Raw genomic sequence first — 18,757 nt, forward strand, 5'->3', positions numbered from 1 at the left:
TCGGCCTTGTTGTGCAGAGCAGCGTCGTTGTGGACAGCACGCGCCAGCGGCAGCGTGGTGCCGTCAATATGAAATAATAATTCCAATCCATAGTCAATATGGAATGAGCATTCCTCTGCTGGAAAGTCGTTGGGGCGAGTCGAGGAGCAGGCTCAACACTGACGCTCGATTGCCCGCACCCGCAGCGCCTGGCTTTGCAATCAAAAGTGCATGGTCGCGTCGAGGTCTACCTCGATTGGCCAGTTTCCTGTTCTTGGGCCCGGCGGGCCTTCGACTCGGTTGCCATGGTCGTCAACACTTTTGATTTTCTCGATCTGATCGAGAATCCCGAGCTTCGTTTCCCATTGTGCTGGGTTCTTTATCGACAAACAGGGGTAGATGATCATAGAAAACCATCCATCTAGCGGTATCAGGTACTTGAGCTTTCTCTGTTGCTCAGGTGGAAGGCCATTGAAATATTCATGATGGGCGGCGTTGGTGCTATCGCGTGGATCAATGATCTTTCGATTCCTCAGCAGCTCCTCGAAATAGAGGATTCGCCATTCCGACTCGGCATAATATTCGTAGGTGAGTTTGTCTCGGTTCATTGGTTTGAAGAAATTCAGCAAGCTTTTGTCTTGAAGGTCGCGTGAACACGCCTCAAAAAGTTTGTCATTGCTGTTTTCCTCGCGGTAGCCAAAATAGGCAAGCGGTCTGCCAAAGCGTTCAAATAGGAACGGCCGTTTAACCCCGATACCCAGACGCCCATAGCTTTTCGCGTGCCGGCGGGATTCGGATAGTTTGAGTTCTGTGAAACAGCATTGCGGCGTTGCCGGAATGGTAATCTGCCCAGTTCCTAAATTTCGTGTACGCTCACCTTCGTCGGTCATCCAGAGCCCATAGGTCAGGATGTTGCGGAGGCGTTCGAGGTAAAGTTGGTCCAATTCAGGCGAGGTTCTGGATCGGTGACTGCTCGTGTGCCAGTTTGGTGAGTGCACCCCATCCAGGTCCTTTCCTGTCCAATGGATCAGGAAATCCGAATGAACCGCGCGATCATAGTGGTCTAAGAATTCATCCATTTCTTTAGTATCACCAAGCCGAGCCCCAAAAATACTAGCCTTTGCGCCGGCGTCCGGCTTCGCGGCGCTTCTCGCCGACGGCGACGGTCAGCGCCATGGCCAGCGCCATCGTCGCCGAAATCGAGCGGAAGCCGCCGAAATCGGCCTCGGCGACCTCGAACCAGACCTTGGCGAATTGCGCCAGCGGCGAGAAGGACGAGTCGGTGATGGCCACGATCGGCACGCCCTGTTCGGCGATCGAGCGCGTCTCGTCGATGGTCGCCGGCGCGTAAGGCGAGAAGCTGATGGCGATGACGGCGTCGCGCGGCGTGGCGAAGCCGATCATCTCGGCGTTGAGCCCTGCGGCTGATTCCACCAGCTGGTTGCGGATCTTGAGCTTACCCAGCGCATAGGCGATGTAGGACGCCACCGGATAGGAGCGGCGCTTGGCCAGCACATAGATGGTCTCGGCCTTCGCCAGCAGCGTCACCGCCTCTTCGAAATGCGCATCGTTGAGCGAGCGCGAAATGTCGCCCAGCGAGGTGCTGGCGGCGGCGACGAAGCCGTCGAAGATCGCCCGATGCCCGCCGCCTTCCTCGGCTTTGGCGCGCAGCGCCGCCAGCCGCTCGTCATAGGAGGAGTTGCGCTCGCGCAGCCGCTCGCGGAAAACCTGCTGCAGGCTGGTGAAGCCGTCGAAGCCGAGCTGCTGGGCAAAACGGATCAGCGTCGAGGGCTGCACGCCGGCCGAGGCGGCAATGCTTGCCGCCGTGCCGAAGGCGATGTCGTCGGGGTTGTCGAGCGCATAGGCGGCGATCTGCGCGATGCGTTTGGGCAGGCTCGCGCGCCTGTCCAGGATCGTCGCGCGCAGCGTTTCGAAATCGCGAGGCACCCGTTCGTCCATCGTCGCTCCGCCCACGCCCATAAGGTTTTTCCCTCTCCTGCCTCATCATAGCGAGTTCGCGCAAGAACACCATAAAAAATGATTTGGATATTCCATTCTTTGCCAAAATGGACTAATTCATCCACATCAATTCTTTCCTCATCTTGGAGACAATCGACATGGTCGGAGTGGGCCTCATCGGCACGGGCTTCATGGGCAAGTGCCACGCCATCGCCTGGAACGCGGTGGGCACCGTCTTTCCCGATGTCGAGAAGCCGAAGCTGGTGCATCTGGGCGAGGTGAATGACGAGCTTGCCAAGCGCAAGGCCGGCGAATTCGGCTTCGCAAAGGGCTCCGGCGACTGGCGCGCCGTGGTCGACGATCCGGACGTCGATGTCGTCTCGCTGACCACGCCCAACCAGTTCCATCCGGAAATGGCGATCGCCATCCTCCAAGCCGGCAAGCATCTGTGGTGCGAGAAGCCGATGGCGCCGAGTTTCGCCGAGGCCGAGACCATGGCGGCCGCGGCGAAGAAGTCCGGCAAGGTCGCGGTGCTCGGCTACAACTACATCCAGAACCCCGCCATCCGCCATATCGGCGCGCTGCTCGAGGAAAAGGTCATAGGTGACGTCAACCTCGTGCGCATCGAGATGGACGAGGATTTCATGGCCGACCCGGAAGCGCTGTTCTTCTGGAAGCACGAGGCTTCGTCCGGCTATGGCGCGCTCGACGATTTCGCCGTGCATCCGCTGTCGCTGATCAAGGCGCTGTTCGGCCGTGTGTCCCGCGTCATGTGCGACATGGTCAAGCCCTATGCCGACCGCAAGACCGCGTCCGGCGCCCGCCGCGCGGTCGAGACCTACGACATCGCCAGCGTCTTGATGCATCTCGAGAACGGCGTTGCCGGCACGCTTATGGTCAACCGCTCGGCCTGGGGCCGCAAGGGTCGCATCGCCATCCAGATCTTCGGCTCGAAGGGCTCGATCCTCTACGACCAGGAGCGGATGAACGAGTTCCAGCTCTACCTCACCGCCGACCGGCCGACCGAGCAGGGCTACCGCACCATCCTGGTGGCGCCGCACCACAAGCCCTACGATTCCTTCCTGCCGGCGCCTGGCCATGGCCTCGGCTTCAACGACCTCAAGATGATCGAATGCCGCGAGCTTCTGATGCGCATCGCCGACAAGCCGGCCCGCATCATCGACTTCGACGAAGGGCTGGAGATCGAGCGCACCGTGCATGCCATGGCGCGCTCGTTCCAGGAGCAGCGCTGGGTCGATGTGAGATAGGGCAGGCAACGCCTCAGAACCGGACAGGCTCGAAGCGGCCGGACTTCGCCGAGGCAAGCGCCGCTTCGCACAGGATCATCGCCTTGCGGCCATCGGCGGCGCCGACCGCCGGCTTCCGCCCCGCACCGACCGACTGGATGAAATGGTCGAGCTCTGCCTCGTAGGATTGGGCATAGCGCTCGACGAAGAAATAGAGCGGCCGTTCAGTGGCGATCCCGCTCTCGCCGCTGAGGCTGACCGAGGTCGGCGTGCGGTTGCCGGCCTGCAGCATCCCCTTCGCGCCATGCACCTCGATGCGCTGGTCGTAGCCATAGACGGCGCGCACGCTGTTGTTGATGTGGCACTGCCGGCCGGACGCCGTGCGCAGGATGAACATCGCTGTGTCGTAGTCGCCGAGCTTGGCGTAATAGGGCTCGACCAGCGATGAGCCGGTGGCGAAGAGCTCGACCGGCTCCTCGCCCAACAAAAAGCGCGCCATGTCGAAGTCATGGATGGTCATCTCGCGGAACACGCCGCCGCCGCCGGCCAATGCTTCCTCGGTCTCCGGCTCCGGGTCGCGGCTGGTGATGACCACCTGCTCGACCGCGCCGATCTCGCCGGCCTCGATCCTCTTCTTCACAGCGGCGAAGGATGGATCGAAGCGCCGGTTGAAGCCGATCTGCAGCGGCACGCCGGCCTTCGCGACGGCCGCCAGGCACTGGTCGGTGCGCGCGATGTCGAGGTCGATCGGCTTCTCGCAGAAGATCGCCTTGCCCTTGGCGGCGGCCTCGATGATCAGGTCGGCATGGGTGCGGGTGGCGGAAGCGATCACCACGGCCTTGATCGACGCATCGTTCATCACCGTCGCGGTGTCGGCGATCTCGGCGCCCGTTGCGGCGGCGATCCGCTCGGCCGCGTCGCGGCGCGGGTCGACGATGGCGCGCAGGCGCACGCCTGGATGGCGGGCAAGATTTTTCGCATGCACCGAGCCGATCAGCCCGGCGCCGAACAATGCGGCGTCGATCATTTTTCTCTCTTTTCAGTCCTTCAGGAGACAGCCGCTTCCGCGCCGGAACCCGGCTTGGTGAAGCGCTCCAGCTCCTGCTGCAATTCGCGGATCTCGCGGCCGCCGGCCATCATGTCCAGCACCTCCTTCTCGCTGATGTCGCCCTTGCGGAACGTGCCGAGCGAGCGGCCGCGGTTGAGCATGGTGAAGACGTCGCCGATCGGATAGGCGTGATGGATGTTGTGGGTGATGAAGATGACGGCGAGCCCGCGCTGGCGCGCCTGCGCCACATAGCGCAGCACGATCGAGGCCTGGTGCACGCCGAGCGCCGAGGTCGGCTCGTCGAGGATCAGCACGCGGGCACCATGATAGACGGCGCGCGCGATCGCCACGCATTGCCGCTCGCCGCCGGAAAGCGTGCCCACCGCCTGCTGCGGGTCGCGCACATTGATGCCGATCCTGGCGAGCTCTTCATAGACGATGGCGTCGGCCTTCTTCATGTCGATGCGCTTGGTCACCCAGGCGCCCTTCACCGGCTCGCGGCCGAGGAAGAAGTTGCGGGTGATGCTCATCAGCGGGATCATCGACAGGTCCTGGAAGACCGTGGCGATGCCGGCGTCGAGCGCGTGGCGCGGCGAAGCGAAGGTCACCGGCCTGCCGTCGACATACATCTGGCCTTCGCTCGGCGTGTGCACGCCCGACAGCGTCTTGATCAGCGTCGACTTGCCGGCGCCATTGTCGCCGAGCAGGCAGTGCACCTCGCCGGCATGCGCGGCAAAAGACATGTCGCGCAGCGCCGTCACCGAGCCGAAGCGGCGGGTGACGTTGCGCAACTCGATGAGCGGAACGGCATCAGTCATCAGCGCGCCTCCGTCGCCTTGCGGCGCACGTAATTGTTGACCAGCACTGCGATCAAAAGCATCGAGCCGAGGAAGACCTGGAACCAGTCGGTGTCGATGCCGGTGTAGAAGATGCCCATCTCCACCGTGCCGAAGATCAGCGCCCCGAACATTGCGCCGATCGCCGAGCCGTAGCCGCCGGTGAGCAGGCAGCCGCCGATCACCGCCGCGATGATCGCCTGGAATTCCTTCTGCGTTCCGCGCAGCGTGTCGGCGGAGCCGGCCTCCAGCACCTGGATGACGGCGAACAGCGTCGCCGACAGCGCCGTGCCGATGAACAGCAGGATCTTCACCCGGTCGACCGGCACGCCGACATTGCGCGCGGCGCGGTCATCGCCGCCGACCGCGAACACCCAGTTTCCGAAGCGCGTCTTGACCAGCAGCCAGGTGGCGAAGGCGGTCACCGCCACCCACCACAGGATCGACATGGACAGGCCCTGCACCATCGCCGAGCCGTCGGGGCGCGCGGCGATCACGCCATGCGCGGCGAGCCAGGCGAAGACCGGCGCGCCGAACTTGCCGCCGAACAGCCAGACGACGAAACTGCCTTCCTGGCCGTCGGTGATATAGGGGATCTGCGTGCGCCCGGTGACGGTGCGCGTGATGGCCAGCGTCAGCCCGCGCAGGATGAACAGGCCTGCCAGCGTGACGATGAAGGAAGGCAGCCTCGTGCGCACCACGAGGATGCCGTTGAGCGCCCCGACGATGATCGCAATGACGAAGGCGGTTGCCACCGCCACGGGGATCGAAAGCCCGAACTGGGTGACGCAAAGCCCGATGGTGACGCTGGCAAAGCCGATCATCGAGCCTAGCGAAAGATCGAACTCGCCACCGATCATCAGCAGCGCGACCGCCGCGGCAAGGATGCCGAGCTGCGCCGACACCTGCAGGAAATTGGCGATGCCGGCCATCGAGAACAGGCCGCTGTTGCCGGCGGTGATGCCGAAGGCGAGGAAGACGATGACGGTGCCGGTGATGGCGCCGAGCTCCGGCCGCCGCATCAGGCGCACCAGGCGTCGCGAAACGGGTTTCGGCTCGGGTGGATGAGCCGGGTTCAGTGCATCGGTCACGATCGTCATCCCAATAAGCGTCCAGGGCACCCAACAAGAGGCTCGCCGGCGCCTTCGCCGGCGAGCTATTATAGCATCAGCGGATGCCGGCCTTGCTGAGATCGCGCACGGCGGCCGCGTCATCCTTCATGATGAAGGACGGACCGGTGCGCACGGCCGATGTCGGGAAGGTCTTGTACATCGCCTTGTTGGTCAGGAAGACGACGGGATAGTAGCCCATCATATATTGCTGGTTGTCGATGCCGAACATCATGGTGCCCTTGGCCACCGCATCGAGGATCTCGGGCGACAGGTCGAACGTGCCGATCTTGTAATTGCCGATCGTGCCGGCGTCCTCGAACATCTTGAGCAGCGGTGCGGCGACCGTCGGGCCTAGCGTCAGCACGCCGGTGACGTCCGCATGCGCGGTGAGGTAGCCTTCGACGCGGCGCGTCACGTCGGTCGGGTCCATGGTGGCCGCGACCACGTCGGAGGAGCCGCCGCTCTTCTTCAGCCCGTCATTATAGCCTTCGCAGCGCTTGTCGAGGCTGACATTGCCGACTTCGTGGTTGATGCAGATGCCCTTCTTGACGCCGGCCTTGGCCATGATCTCGCCGGCCTTGACGCCATTGTCATATTCCGAGCCGCCGCCGACGAAGAGGTCGAGGCCCCAGGGCTCCACCGCTTCCTCGCCACTGTCGATGACGACCACCGGAATGCCGGCCGCCTTCGCCGCTTCCACCGGCGCCTTCAGCGCGTCCATGTCGGGAATGGAGACGACCAGGCCGTCCGGCTTCGACGCCGTTGCCGCCTCGATCATGCGCGCCATGCGCACCACGTCGAAGGTTTCCGGCGCCTGGTATTCGACCTTGACGCCGAGCTGCTGGGCGGCGGCCTGCATGCCGTTCTTCACCACGCTCCAATAGACGTCGTTGGCCTGGCCGTGGGTGACGAAGACGATGCGCACATCGCTTTCCTTCTTCACCTGGGCCGGCGCGGGCAGGATGCCGGCGCCGGCAAAGGCAAGCGAGAGCGCAGCCGCGCTCAACACATTTCGCATTCCGGACATCGAGAATAAGGCACTCATAGTGGTTCTCCTCAGGTTATCGTTGTCTGCTCTCAAGTTTTGGCCTCGACCCTCCCGGTCAGGCCGCTTTCGTCATGTTTCCAACTCTTTCTTCTCGGGCATGATCATGCCCGGAAATCCCGGAGCGAGCCGCGGCGGATGGACAGTCCTTCCACGAAGGCCGTGAAATCCGGGTCTGGAAGCAGGTCGAATTCGTCGATGCGGATCTGCGCCGAATTGGGCTCGATCACCTCGATCTCGCCGGGCGCATTGGCGTGCAGGCAAAGGAAATTGAGCCCTTCGCCGATCTGGCCGAACAGGGCCTCGTAGCGCGCGCGGGCCGGCTGGTTGCGATGCCAGGGCGTCTCCAGCACGGCGCTTGCCAGCGTCTCGCCGGCCTCAACCAGCCGCTTGCCCGGCGCCGCATAGACGCCGTCGTCCAGCTTGCCGAGATTATGGATCGGCCCGTAGACCGAGATGCTTTTGGGAAACAGCGTCGGCAGGCCGTAATCGATGCCGACCGCCGCGTAGCGGTCGACGAATTCCGGCGAGAACACCGCGCCCATATGGCCGTCCATATGCGTGAGCGACAGCCCGGCAGCCTTGGCCGCGTCGATCTGCGCCCGCATCTCGGCCTCGACCGCTTCCGGCTCGCCCTTGGCGCGCAATTCCGGCACGGAGCGGAACAGATAGCCGTCGCTGTCGACGATGCCGGACGCCTGGCTCGCCTTGGTCAGCGGTCGCCAGCGATAGTATTTCTTCTCCGAGGTGAGCGTGATGTGGACGCCGAGATTGAGCGAGGCGTCCGCAGCACCCTCCTCGGCGATCTCCAGGAACCACGGGCAGGGCACCATCACCGAGCCGCTGTCGACCGCGCCGGCGCGCTTCAGCTTCAGATAGGCGACATTGGCGCCATGGCACATGCCGACATCGTCGATGTTGATGACGACCTTGCGTTCAGCCGGCATGGCGGACCTCTTGTGCGCGTTCGTGGACGTAGAAGCCGGCGCCCTGCGCCAGCCTCTTCAAATTGCGGTAGCCCATCGTGGCATAGGTCAACGGATGCGCCTTGGCCGGGTCCTGCTCGGCCTCCACCACCAGCCAGCCGGAATAGCCCTGGTCGGCGAGGATCTTGAGCAGCGTGGCGTAGTCGATCGCGCCGTCGCCCGGCACGGTGAAGATGCCTTCCATCACCGCGCCCATGAAGCTCATGTCGGCGTCGCGCGCCTTCTTCAGCATCGCCGGGCGCACATCCTTGCAATGCACATGCACCACACGCTCGACATGCCGGCGCAGCAATTGCTCCGGGTCGCCGCCGGAAAAGGCGCAGTGCCCGGTGTCGTAGAGCAGGCCGACCGCCTCGCCGGTTGTGTGCATCAGCCTCTCGATCTCTTGATCGGTCTCGACGATCGTGCCCATGTGATGGTGGAAGGCCATGCCGACGCCGAAATCGGAAAACCGCTCGGCGAGCTTGGTGATCTTGGCGCCATAGGCCTTCCATTCGCCATCCATCAGCGTCGGCCGCTGCGAGATCGGATCGTGGATCGCGCCATGCCGGCCGCGCGAGGTATCGGCATAGACGACGCGCCTGGCGCCAAGGTCGCGAAGCAGCGTCAGATGCGGACGGATCGCCTCGAATTCCTCGTCGACGTCCTTCTCGCAGATGCGCCCGTCATACCAGCCGGAGACCAGCGCCAGCCCGTAATGGTCGAGGATGGGCCTGAGCTCGCGGCTGTCGCGCGGAAACTTGCCGCCAAGCTCGGTGCCGGCATAGCCGGCTTCCGCGGTTTCGGCGAGGCAGGTCTCGAGCGGCGTGTCGCCGCCCAGTTCCGGCACGTCGTCATTGGTCCAGGTGATCGGATTGATGCCAAGTCGAACTGTCGTCATTGCTCGCTTTCCGCCCCGCAGCCGGGATAGCTGCGGGGTTGATGGTCTCGGGAGGAGATGGCTGCGATTGCTGGCGGCGGGGCGAAAACCCTGCCGTTTCGTTCGGCAGGACGCCCTCCCAGCGCCGTGCCTCACATGTCCCTTATCGACGTCTTACCCCAACGTCAGTAAGCGAAGTCTACCCCGCTCTGTCTCCCTCGCGAGGGCCAGTTTTCCGGAAAATGAAGGAACCAGTTGTGCTGGAAGGTGGTTGTGGCAGGATGGGGAGGATGGGAAATCCGGAAATCATCGAGCGTCGGCGCGAGGCCCCCCTCTCTGCCCTGCCGGGCATCTCCCCTCACGGGGGGAGATTGGCAGTTCGGGCGCCACGCTTGTCTTTGCGACGTCGGCGATTGGCGAAAGCCGGCGCGACATCCGATCTCCCCCCTTGAGGGGGAGATGTCCGGCAGGACAGAGAGGGGGGCGAAGGAACTCGACCTTCAAAGCCTGCGGCACGCAATTGCGCACTATTCGCGGAGCGGCGTGACCATGCGCCCGCACCCCAAGCCCCAACCTTTCCCGCTCGACATGCTCACCGTGAACCGCGCCGGCCCCGAGCAGCTCTCGCGTCAACTCTATCACGGCCTCGTCGCCATCATCCGCAGCCGCGCACTGCCGCCGGGCTCGGAGCTCCCGTCAACCCGCGCACTGGCCGCGGAGCTCGGCCTTGGCCGCAACACCATCGTCGCCGCCTACGACCAGCTCGTCACCGAAGGCTATCTCGCCAACCGCCAGGGCGCCCGCCCGGTGATTGTCGACCTGCCCGACGGCCCGCGCGAAACACCTGCGGAAGAGCCGCCCGAGCCGCTGCGCTCACCCTCGCTGCGCGGCCAGCAGCTGCTCAGCCAGCCCTATCATCACGGCCGGCCGGGGCATGTCGCCTTCCATCCCGGCATGCCCGATGCGGGAAGCTTTCCCTTCGGCGTCTGGGGCCGGCTGGTGGCGCGCCGCGCCAGCCATGGCGGCGAGACGCTGTTCGGCACCTATGACGTCACCGGCCACCCGGCGCTGAAGGAGGCGATCGCCGGCTATCTCTATTCCGCGCGCGGAGTGCGCTGCCGTCCCGAGCAGATCGTCATCACCACCGGCGCGCAGGCCGCCTTCGATCTTCTCGCGCGCCTGCTGCTCGACCCCGACGACACGGTGTGGATGGAGGAGCCCGGCTATTACGGCGCCAAGGCCGCCTTCACCGTGGCCGGCGCAAGGATCCTGCCCATGCCGGTCGACCAGGAGCGCGGCTGGCGTCTTGAGCATGATCCCGAGAAGTGGGAACCGGTTCTCGGACAAAGATCATGCTCCAACAAACAGTCAGATACGCCAAGCTTTTCGCCCCGCCTCATCTATGTGACGCCGGCCTGCCAGCATCCGCTCGGCATCACCATGCGCATGGAGGAGCGGCTGCGCCTGCTCGACATCGCCGAGACCGCCAACGCCTGGGTGATCGAGGACGATTTCGACGGCGAATACCGCTTTCAAGGGAGGCCCGTGCCGGCGATCCAGAGCATGGACCGCTCCGGCCGCGTCATCTATGTCGGCACCTTCGCCAAGCTCCTGTTCCCGGCGCTGCGCCTCGGCTTCATGGTGCTTCCCGTGGAGCTCGCCGGCCGCATCGTCAACGCGCTCTCCACCACCGGCCAGTTCGCGCCGCTGCTGCTGCAGGCCGCGCTCGCCGATTTCATCACCGAAGGCCATATGAGCCGGCATTTGAAGCGCATGCGCCGCATCTACGCCCAGCGCCGCCAGCTTTTCCGCGACATCGTCACCGAGCGCCTGCGCGACGAGATCACGCTCTCCCCCGCCGAAGCCGGCATCCAGGTGGTGGGCTATCTCAAGGCAGGCATCGACGACATCAAGGTCAGCCAGGCGGCGGCGAAGAGGGCGATCAACGTCTCGCCGCTGTCGAAATACTTCCAGAACACCGCGCCGACCCAGGGGCTGGTGCTGGGCTATGCGGCATGCGATGCGGCGCAGACACGGGACGGGGTGGAAAGGCTGGCGGCGGCGATAGGGGAGACGCTGAGGTGAGGGCAACGCCCCTGCGCCTGATTGCGGCTAACCACATATGGCAGTGCCAGCCCCGCTCCGTCCGCTGTACGGCCACCTCTCTCGCCATCTTATGGGAGCGAGGAAACGCTAGCCGCCAAGGTCACGCTCTTGGTATAGTCTACTTAACGACTTGCGTTAAGTAGCGTTGACCAAGCGGGCGGAATCGGTTAGCACCATGCCAATGGACATCGAGTTTGCGGATAGCCGATTGGCGCTTATCGAGACGGAACTAGCGGCGGACACCCAATTGCCGGTGACGGTTATCCAGTCTGCTCGCCATCGGTTGCGGATCATGCGAGCTGCACCCGATCTGCGCACGATGCAAAACTGGAAAAGCCTTGGCCTGCGAACACGGCGGGGAACCGACTCCGAGCATCTAGTGAGTATCTCGCCACAGTGGGCGATGGTGTTGAAAATTGAGGAAAAGAATAGTGCTATGACCGTGATCGTAAGGGCGATGGAAGAGCAAACTAGGGGGACGGCGTAATGGCCGGTCCCGACAGCGTCGCAATCGATCCCCCCGGCATCTTCATCAAGCTGGAGTTGGAGGCCCGTGGTTGGTCCCAACGTGATCTCGCTTTCATTCTTGGTCAGACTGAGCAACAGCTTAATCCACTGCTGTCTGGGAAACGCGCAATCACGCCCGACATGGCTCGCCTACTGGGCGATGCTTTTGACATTGCTCCTCAGTTCTTTTTGAACCTGCAAGGGCAGTACGACCTGCAAAATGCAAAAGAGCCTGATCCTGCAGTTAAGACCCGAGCAGAACTCCAATTAGTATTCCCTGTCCGTGACATGATCCGTCGAGGCTGGATACAGGACGGAGAAGCTTCCTTGCTCCAACTGCAGATGAATAGGTTCTTTGAAGTTGCTAACGATGAAGGTCCCAGCCAAGTCGCCTTCGCAGCTAAGAGAACCCATTATAATGAAACGCCGCCACACCAGTTAGCTTGGGTATTTCGTGTGCGGCAGCTCGCTAAGCAACTTTCAGTAGGTCCGTTTTCGGCTGATAAGCTCCGTAGTACACTACCCCGGCTACGGTCGCTTATGATCGATCCTGAGGCGGTTCATTCGGCTCCAGTGTTGCTGGCGGAGTGTGGCGTACGCTTTGTTGTCGTAGAGGTGCTTCCGAACGCGAAGATTGACGGTGTTTGTACATGGCTTGACGATGCTTCGCCGGTTATTGGTATGTCGACTTTATATGATCGATTGGACAATTTCTGGTTCGTTCTACGTCATGAGATTGAGCATGTCCTCCAAGGGCACGGAAAGTCATCGATAGGCATGATTGACCACCTTGCCGGAGATGGCGACAGCAAGATGGACACCGATGAAGAATGCATTGCGAATGCTGCTGCGGCCGATTTTTGCATTCCGGCGCAAAAGATGGAGTCCTTCTATATCAGGAAACATCCATATTTTTCGGAGCGAGATGTAATCGGCTTCGCATCACTGATGGGAGTTCATCCTGGCATTGTCGTCGGGCAAATACAAAAGCGGATGAAGCGCTACGACTACCTCCGTAAGTATCAAGTGCCGGTAAGACGCCATCTTGTGACGGGTGCGGTTGCCGACGGCTGGGGTCATACGGTTCACGCGGAACTCTAGATTATTGGCGGCGAGAAATGGCGACTTTTTCTGAACAGATGCAAGCGATCTTCGATCGGTACACCGTCGAAGTGGATTCGTCCCCGGTGTCGTTGGACAACGTTGCAGCGTGGGCGATTGAGCAAGGGCTCTATCGGCCGGCTCCGCGAGACGTTGTCAAGCTCTGCCGAGAGGCCCTGGCCGAAAGCCTGCGACAAGAAAGACGAGTTGACGCAAAGGGGCGAAAATACCGCGCCAAACATTCAGTCCGAACCAACATTGGAGGCGTCCAACTCAGCCTCTGGGCAGATATCGACAATGCCCCTCGCTCCTTTATGGAGAAGTCATTCGCACAGAGGCGCAAATCAATCGCCGATGACTGCTTCCAAATTAAGCAGGACATCGATCACTTCAATGATGAAAATTCGGATGAACTACCGATCCAGATCGTTTTGGATTTCACGGACGACGTCGCTGAGATGGAGGCGGCCGCATGTCATGACAAAGATGACGACGAAGCTGCTTAAATAAATGCGCGGAGCGTCGAAGGCGGCAAGCACAGCAGTGTCGGATAACGCGACATTCCAGTGCAGGGACATTCATCTCGAGGAGCCGCAAGAGGTAGTCAAAAATGCGCGCCCGACAGATCATTGGCGCACCCGACAAGATTCGAACTTGTGACCTCTGCCTTCGGAGGACGATTTGGCCAGTCTTTTCAATAGCTTGCTTTTATACGATATTGTTCGCTAAGCTACTACGACGACTGACTTTTTGTCGATCCGAAGACCGAAGCCAGTATCCTACCGCAGGCCGGAGTTTCCGTCCGGGTGCTTCCGTGGTGCTTCCGCGGAATCACTTCGACAGAGCCCCGAGGTGTGCGATGGCTAAACTGAACAAACGGATCGTGGATCAAGCGGGACCGGAAAAGTCGGACTACTTCCTTTGGGATGACGAGTTGCCTGGCTTCGGGCTGCGCGTGTTTTCATCCGGTAAGCGCAGCTATCTCGTTCAGTATCGGGCTAAAGGTCGGACCCGCCGATTCACCATCGGCCCCCATGGGGTCTGGGCTCCAGAAGCGGCTCGAAAACAAGCCCGCATATTGATCGGTCGGATCGCGCAAGGCGACAACCCTGCGGAGACGAAACTTCTCGACGCCAAAACGATCACAATCAAAGAACTCTGCACCCGATATTTGGCTGATTGTGAAGCCGGACTTGTGCCGGGTAAAGGCGGTCGCCCTAAGAAACCGTCGACCATGGAGATCGACCGTAGCCGTATCAGCCGCCACATCCTTCCGCTTCTCGGGAACCGGAGAGTGACCGAGATCACGTCGGCAGACATTGCCAAATTTCTGCGCGACGTCGCCAACGGCAAAACCCGGGCCGATATCAAGACAAAGAAGCGAGGCCGCGCGATTGTGCGGGGAGGGATTGGCACTGGGTCGCGCGGCGTAGGTCTTCTCGGCGGCATCTTCACGTATGCCATCCGGGAAGGCATTATCGAAAAGAATCCGGTTCACGGCTTTCGTAAACCAAAAGATCGCGTCCGTGACCGTCGTCTGACGGAGCGTGAGTATCGAGCGTTGGGCAGGATTCTCGCGGACGCCGCTATCGACCCGCAGTTTTCAACGGCCGCCAAAATGGCGCGGGCACTCGCTATGACCGGATGTCGACGAGGCGAGATCATTAATCTGAGAATGGGCGAGGTCGATGTTCAGCGCAGTTGCATCAGGCTAGAGGATTCCAAGGAAGGCGCCTCGACCCGAGCCATTGGCTTGCCGGTGGTCGAGTTGCTCGAACCACTATTGTCCGACGATGAGGCTAATTTCGTGTTCCCCGGGACGGAAGAAGGGAAGCCATTAGTCGGCTTCCCGAAGCTGTGGGAAAAGCTCGTCAAAGACACACCGCTTGAGAGCGTTACACCGCACGTGCTTCGTCACAGCTTCGCGAGCGTAGCGAACGATCTCGGCTTTACCGAGTCGACAATAGCCGCCCTGGTGGGACATTCTCGCGGCACTATCACAAGCCGCTACATTCATACGGTAGACACCGCGCTCGTAGTGGCAGGCGACACAGTCGCCAGCTACATTCAGGCCTTGCTTGATGGCGTGAAGTTCGAGCGCGCAAATTATGCGCTCGATCACAGCGCGCGTAAGGATGCAATGCGGAAGTTTTTGACGGCGGCTGTATCGTCTACCGCGCGGTCAGTCGATCACCTGTCCGCCAAAGATCATCCGGATACCAGCTGATTCTACGCAGACTGCGGCTGCGCGCCGCATCGGATACCTAGATCTCATGATAAAAAATAGCACATCTCGCGTATTGGTCGTCGCGGTTGCATATATGCATTTGGTGACAGGGTGCCCGACACCTCGTCTGCGAGGGGTTTCGTTTAGCGTTGACCAAAGGAGGCACCAACACCTCGTGCGAGGTCCGACGTGGGGAATCTAGCTGACAGAGACGTACCCCACGCGGGCAAATTGAGCAGAGTTGGAATTCCTGATCGATGTGGTTGGAAGCTCACGCAGTCGGAACCACGGTGCAAGCCACGGGCTGGGCGTTGCAGTCGGAATGCTGACTCGGAAGAAATGCGCGACGATCAGTTTCGCATCCTGTTCGCCGAAATCGGCGGTCGACCAGCGTATCTTGAACGGGGAAAGTTCAGTAATGCTTGGTACGTTTGTCTTGATGCAGTCCCATTGAGCCGCTGGAACGATCAGCCCGCCAATCAGCGATGCCGCGACACGTTTGCTCTGAGCTACATCGCAGACGGGTGAAATTTCGACCAGGATCGGACGCACGTCGGTTCGCCATGCGGCCAAGCGAGGGCTCGCGGCACCTTTGCCGAAGCAGTGGTCTATGAGGGTCTGCCGGTCCTTACCGAACGCGGTCAGGAAAGCTGCGTCGTCCGTAACACGATACACTGTGCCTGGGCCGAATGGGGTAGTTCCTGGAGCTAGATCCGACGCGAGGAGGATTGAGTTCATCTGCGCACGGAAGGCCGCAGGCGGCTCCGGGTTCGGGGCCTCTGCCAGCCAAGCTCCATGGTCTGTCAGTTCGCCCGCTGGCATTGCTAGTTCCAACTGGTCGATAAGCAACTGGGAGAGAACTGTGGTCATATGGAACGGCGCTGTCTGCGCGCTGAGGTCAGCTTCACCTTGTGCGGCCGTCAGCTTCTGCAGTGTTGTCTTCAGACCATCGCCAAGGGAAAGTGCGGTTCCTGTTCGCGCCGTCTGAGCTGCTGAGGTCAAGGACGTCGTGACTTGGCTGGTGGCCTCTTTCACCAGCGCATCCCATGCCCATAGAGCGGCGATGGCCGGCTGATCGACGAGCGCATTGTCGATAGCCTGCTTTAGGTCGTCCACCCAGTTGTCGGGCCTGTCATCAGGCATCGGCTTTGGCATCTCTACGAAAATTACTCTGCCTTCGTACGCCGGTTCAGCACCTAGAAGCGTTCTCCTGAACAGTGCCGCTTCCGTCTCCTGGTCTTCTTGCGGCACATCAGGATCAACGATCTCCGCGGCATACTTGCTCCAGATCACGACGACCACAGGAGCAGTGTCGGTAGGAACGATCCTTCTGAACGCGTTGGCTGTATAAGATGCGGCATTCTTTCCGAGCTGCCCTGCGAGGTGCAGATCAAGAAACAGTAGCCTCAACCGACCAAACGGCGTTGCCGGCAGACTTTCCAGTTCGCCCTTTAAGTGTACAGCTCCCACCTGAAGCTGATTCAGGGCCGTAAGTATAGTCTTGTATTCCGCCTCTTCGTCATCGACGACACAGACAGCGGGCGATGCAAGGTGACTGATCATGTCTGGTCCATGAACTGAAGGGCGACTACGGCGCCGTCAACTTCTGCGGGCAGGTCTATCTCGCCGTCAGCAGGGAACAGAAGCCGTCCCCCATTCACCCGCATCACCTCGCTTGCGATGTACAGGCCAAGACCCATCCCGCCGACGCGACGCGTAAAGAATGCGGTGACGAGATCGTCAGGTTCGTCGCTCCCGAAGCCCGGGCCATTGTCTCCAACGACAATCGCTCTTCCCCCTTCAAGCTCGTCAGTTATTCCGATGTATAGATATTTCTGTCTAGGATTTTTGGATTCGAGCCAGTGAATGCTGTTGTCAATCAGATTGGTGATGGATGCAACTAGCATCTGCTTTGATCCATGAATAGGGAAGTCGAGATCATCTTCCACAGATTCGTTGATCAGCTTGATCTTGTGCCGCTCCAGGCGAATTTCGGCGCTGAAGATTGCTTCCTTGATAAGTGCAGAAGCTGAAGTTTTTCCCGGCGTCGGATTTTTGAGGAGATTGGTGACGGGGCGCATCGCCCTGTAGAGACGATCCACCAGTTCGCGAACGCGTACATTCGAAGCATCCTTCCGAGTGGCGGCTCTCAGCTCATCAAGAATCTTTTCGGCGCCATGAAGCATCATGCCGATGGTCAGTCCTGGGACCGCAGCATGCAGCAACTGGTCCCTGTACATTTCCATCTCGCGTTCCGCTGTTTTGAGCGCAGGCTCAAATTCGGAAAGCAAGCCTTTCTGTTCAAGAATTTCTCTGATCTCCGTCAGTTTCTCGAAGACCTTTTTGCCTGTGCCCTTGCCAAGTGCTTCGCGAAGTTTCCGCTGGTCCTTGCTCTTTTCGGCCTCGACCTGTGTCAGCACGCTGATAACGGCGTCTCGGAAAATTGCGAATGCGTCGTTCTCGATAAAGCCCTCTCGATTGGTCTTCTCGCGAAGGTCTCGACTTTCTGTCGCATCCAGGCGCAGTGTGCCGAGGATCTGATTGTTACTGGTCCGCGCGGTTGGCGTGTTGACACGACGAAGGTCGAGATTGAGCCAGTCGTTTCCGGGCTCACCGAAGTCATAGACTCGGATGCCATCACGATAGATGCGAATGCCGCCATTCTCGTCGAGATAGTCTTTTAGTCCCTTGAGGTCTTGAGTTACCGCACGAAGCACCGCCGGATCTCGGTCGAAGAGCAGGAACTCGAATTCGACCTTTCCGATCTCGTAGTCTGAAAGGTCGATCGGAACAGTCCGTCTCCCTAGCTTCTTCTCAAGCCGGAACCGAGTGGAGGGAGTCTTTCTGGCACTGAGCTGTTTCGAGTAGCCCGGCGGCGGCGTAAAGGTGTAGCGGAAAAGCCCCTTGCTGCCTTCGAAATGACCTTGAATATGGTAGAGAGCGCAACTCGCCGCGTCCTCCGAAGTAAACATGTTATCGAGCCAGTCGTCCGGTCCCTTGAGAATCAGCTGAACTTCAAAGTCAGTTGGCCCTTTGAACGGAGAACAAAGGCTGTTCACTGCCCTGTGCAGACGGCGCACCTCGCCACGTTTCCAGGTTTCTCGAAGCTTCGATACCTCGATCTTCGTGCCGTGCGCTTTGCCGGCGAAGGTCTTGGGCGTGCGACGCGTCAGCCTGACAACGGCCGAATCCAGGTTCTGTGCAGATTCGATGGCATCCCAGTCGAAAACGAGGACGAGCTCCTCGCCACCGGAGACGCGCGTAATCAGCGTGATCATGTGCCCAAGCTTGTGAATCGAAAGGCGGCCGAGTCCTTTCTCGCCAAGCGGGAACCGATGGTATTTTTTTGACCTGATGTCCTGCTTGCGCTGCTCAGCACGAAAGTCCGTGGCAATGACCATCCACACATTGCGAAGTGTGGCCTCGTCCATCCCCGAGCCGTTGTCCTGGACGGTGATCCGGGCGGTCGGTCTGGATTCCGGGTTTTCGAGTGTCACGACGCATTCTGTCGCATCGGCGTCGTAAGCGTTTTTCACAAGCTCGAAGACAGCGAGGTTCGCATCGCGAATCAATTGATCGCCAAGGAGCGTCAGGAGCCGAGGTTTAACCTGGAAAACCAAATCATCGTTCATGTGAGTGCGAATAGCCACGCCGGTTATCTGCCGATCTGCCGAAGAACTGCGGCACGTGATTTCATTTCATTGAGCGCACAAACCCGCATATTTTTCAACGCCGTAGATGCAGT

16 protein-coding genes are annotated in these 18,757 nt (G+C 60.6%); 6 read left to right on the forward strand and 10 right to left on the reverse strand.

The features are described from left to right. Positions 1–200: 200 nt before the first annotated feature. Complete coding sequence (locus LB572_RS30250) at positions 201–1,058, reverse strand: abortive infection system antitoxin AbiGi family protein (RefSeq protein WP_224670329.1); 858 nt, start codon at positions 1,056–1,058, stop codon at positions 201–203. A 34-nt stretch (positions 1,059–1,092) separates the two neighbouring features. Then, positions 1,093–1,938, reverse strand: a complete 846-nt coding sequence (locus tag LB572_RS30255; RefSeq protein ID WP_224670377.1) for a MurR/RpiR family transcriptional regulator — start codon at positions 1,936–1,938, stop codon at positions 1,093–1,095. A gap of 158 nt (positions 1,939–2,096) precedes the next feature. Between LB572_RS30255 and LB572_RS30260 the strand changes: the two genes are divergently transcribed. Continuing rightward, positions 2,097–3,206 carry a Gfo/Idh/MocA family protein gene (locus LB572_RS30260; RefSeq protein WP_140802092.1) on the forward strand — a complete coding sequence of 370 codons (1,110 nt, stop codon included), beginning with the start codon at positions 2,097–2,099 and terminating at the stop codon, positions 3,204–3,206. Between the two features lie 13 nt (positions 3,207–3,219). On the opposite strand, the gene iolG is transcribed toward LB572_RS30260, so the two are convergent. The 6 genes from iolG to iolE form a co-directional block, all read right to left on the reverse strand. Beyond that, positions 3,220–4,212, reverse strand: a complete 993-nt coding sequence (gene iolG, locus LB572_RS30265) for an inositol 2-dehydrogenase (protein WP_224670330.1) — start codon at positions 4,210–4,212, stop codon at positions 3,220–3,222. A 20-nt stretch (positions 4,213–4,232) separates the two neighbouring features. Next, entirely contained in the window at positions 4,233–5,051 is an 819-nt protein-coding gene (locus tag LB572_RS30270) for an ATP-binding cassette domain-containing protein (protein WP_224670331.1), read from the reverse strand. Continuing rightward, the gene (locus LB572_RS30275; RefSeq protein WP_412033608.1) at positions 5,051–6,169 is read right to left on the reverse strand and encodes an ABC transporter permease; all 1,119 of its coding nucleotides are present in this window, start codon (positions 6,167–6,169) and stop codon (positions 5,051–5,053) included. The genes LB572_RS30270 and LB572_RS30275 overlap by 1 nt, the downstream gene beginning before the upstream one ends. A gap of 67 nt (positions 6,170–6,236) precedes the next feature. After that, on the reverse strand, positions 6,237–7,199 hold the full coding sequence (locus LB572_RS30280; protein WP_140802096.1) for a sugar ABC transporter substrate-binding protein: 963 nt from the start codon (positions 7,197–7,199) through the stop codon (positions 6,237–6,239). Between the two features lie 131 nt (positions 7,200–7,330). Continuing rightward, a complete protein-coding gene (locus LB572_RS30285; RefSeq protein ID WP_224670333.1) occupies positions 7,331–8,173 on the reverse strand; it encodes a polysaccharide deacetylase family protein in 843 nt (280 codons plus the stop codon). Then, positions 8,163–9,092 carry a myo-inosose-2 dehydratase gene (gene iolE, locus LB572_RS30290; RefSeq protein WP_224670334.1) on the reverse strand — a complete coding sequence of 310 codons (930 nt, stop codon included), beginning with the start codon at positions 9,090–9,092 and terminating at the stop codon, positions 8,163–8,165. Before iolE ends, LB572_RS30285 begins: the two co-directional genes overlap by 11 nt. Positions 9,093–9,620: 528 nt before the next feature. Here iolE and LB572_RS30295 point away from each other — a divergent pair. From LB572_RS30295 to LB572_RS30315, 5 genes are all read left to right on the forward strand, one after another. Beyond that, positions 9,621–11,156 (forward strand): PLP-dependent aminotransferase family protein, encoded by a 1,536-nt coding sequence (locus LB572_RS30295; RefSeq protein ID WP_224670335.1) that lies wholly within the window; start codon positions 9,621–9,623, stop codon positions 11,154–11,156. Between the two features lie 196 nt (positions 11,157–11,352). After that, positions 11,353–11,664, forward strand: a complete 312-nt coding sequence (locus tag LB572_RS30300) for a hypothetical protein (RefSeq protein ID WP_224670336.1) — start codon at positions 11,353–11,355, stop codon at positions 11,662–11,664. Next, on the forward strand, positions 11,664–12,785 hold the full coding sequence (locus LB572_RS30305; protein ID WP_224670337.1) for a helix-turn-helix domain-containing protein: 1,122 nt from the start codon (positions 11,664–11,666) through the stop codon (positions 12,783–12,785). Before LB572_RS30300 ends, LB572_RS30305 begins: the two co-directional genes overlap by 1 nt. A 17-nt stretch (positions 12,786–12,802) precedes the next feature. After that, positions 12,803–13,291, forward strand: coding sequence for a hypothetical protein (locus LB572_RS30310; RefSeq protein ID WP_224670338.1), 489 nt, complete (start codon positions 12,803–12,805; stop codon positions 13,289–13,291). 353 nt (positions 13,292–13,644) lie between these two features. After that, on the forward strand, positions 13,645–15,012 hold the full coding sequence (locus LB572_RS30315; protein ID WP_224670339.1) for a tyrosine-type recombinase/integrase: 1,368 nt from the start codon (positions 13,645–13,647) through the stop codon (positions 15,010–15,012). 198 nt (positions 15,013–15,210) lie between these two features. Here the strand turns inward: LB572_RS30315 and LB572_RS30320 are convergent, their stop codons facing one another. Both LB572_RS30320 and LB572_RS30325 read right to left on the reverse strand, forming a co-directional pair. Then, positions 15,211–16,575: a hypothetical protein gene (locus LB572_RS30320; RefSeq protein WP_224670340.1), complete on the reverse strand. Its 1,365-nt coding sequence runs from the start codon at positions 16,573–16,575 to the stop codon at positions 15,211–15,213. Further along, entirely contained in the window at positions 16,572–18,644 is a 2,073-nt protein-coding gene (locus LB572_RS30325; RefSeq protein ID WP_224670342.1) for a sensor histidine kinase, read from the reverse strand. Before LB572_RS30325 ends, LB572_RS30320 begins: the two co-directional genes overlap by 4 nt. Positions 18,645–18,757 lie beyond the last annotated feature (113 nt).

The organism is Mesorhizobium sp. BH1-1-5 (assembly GCF_020165615.1).
Lineage (GTDB): Bacteria > Pseudomonadota > Alphaproteobacteria > Rhizobiales > Rhizobiaceae > Mesorhizobium.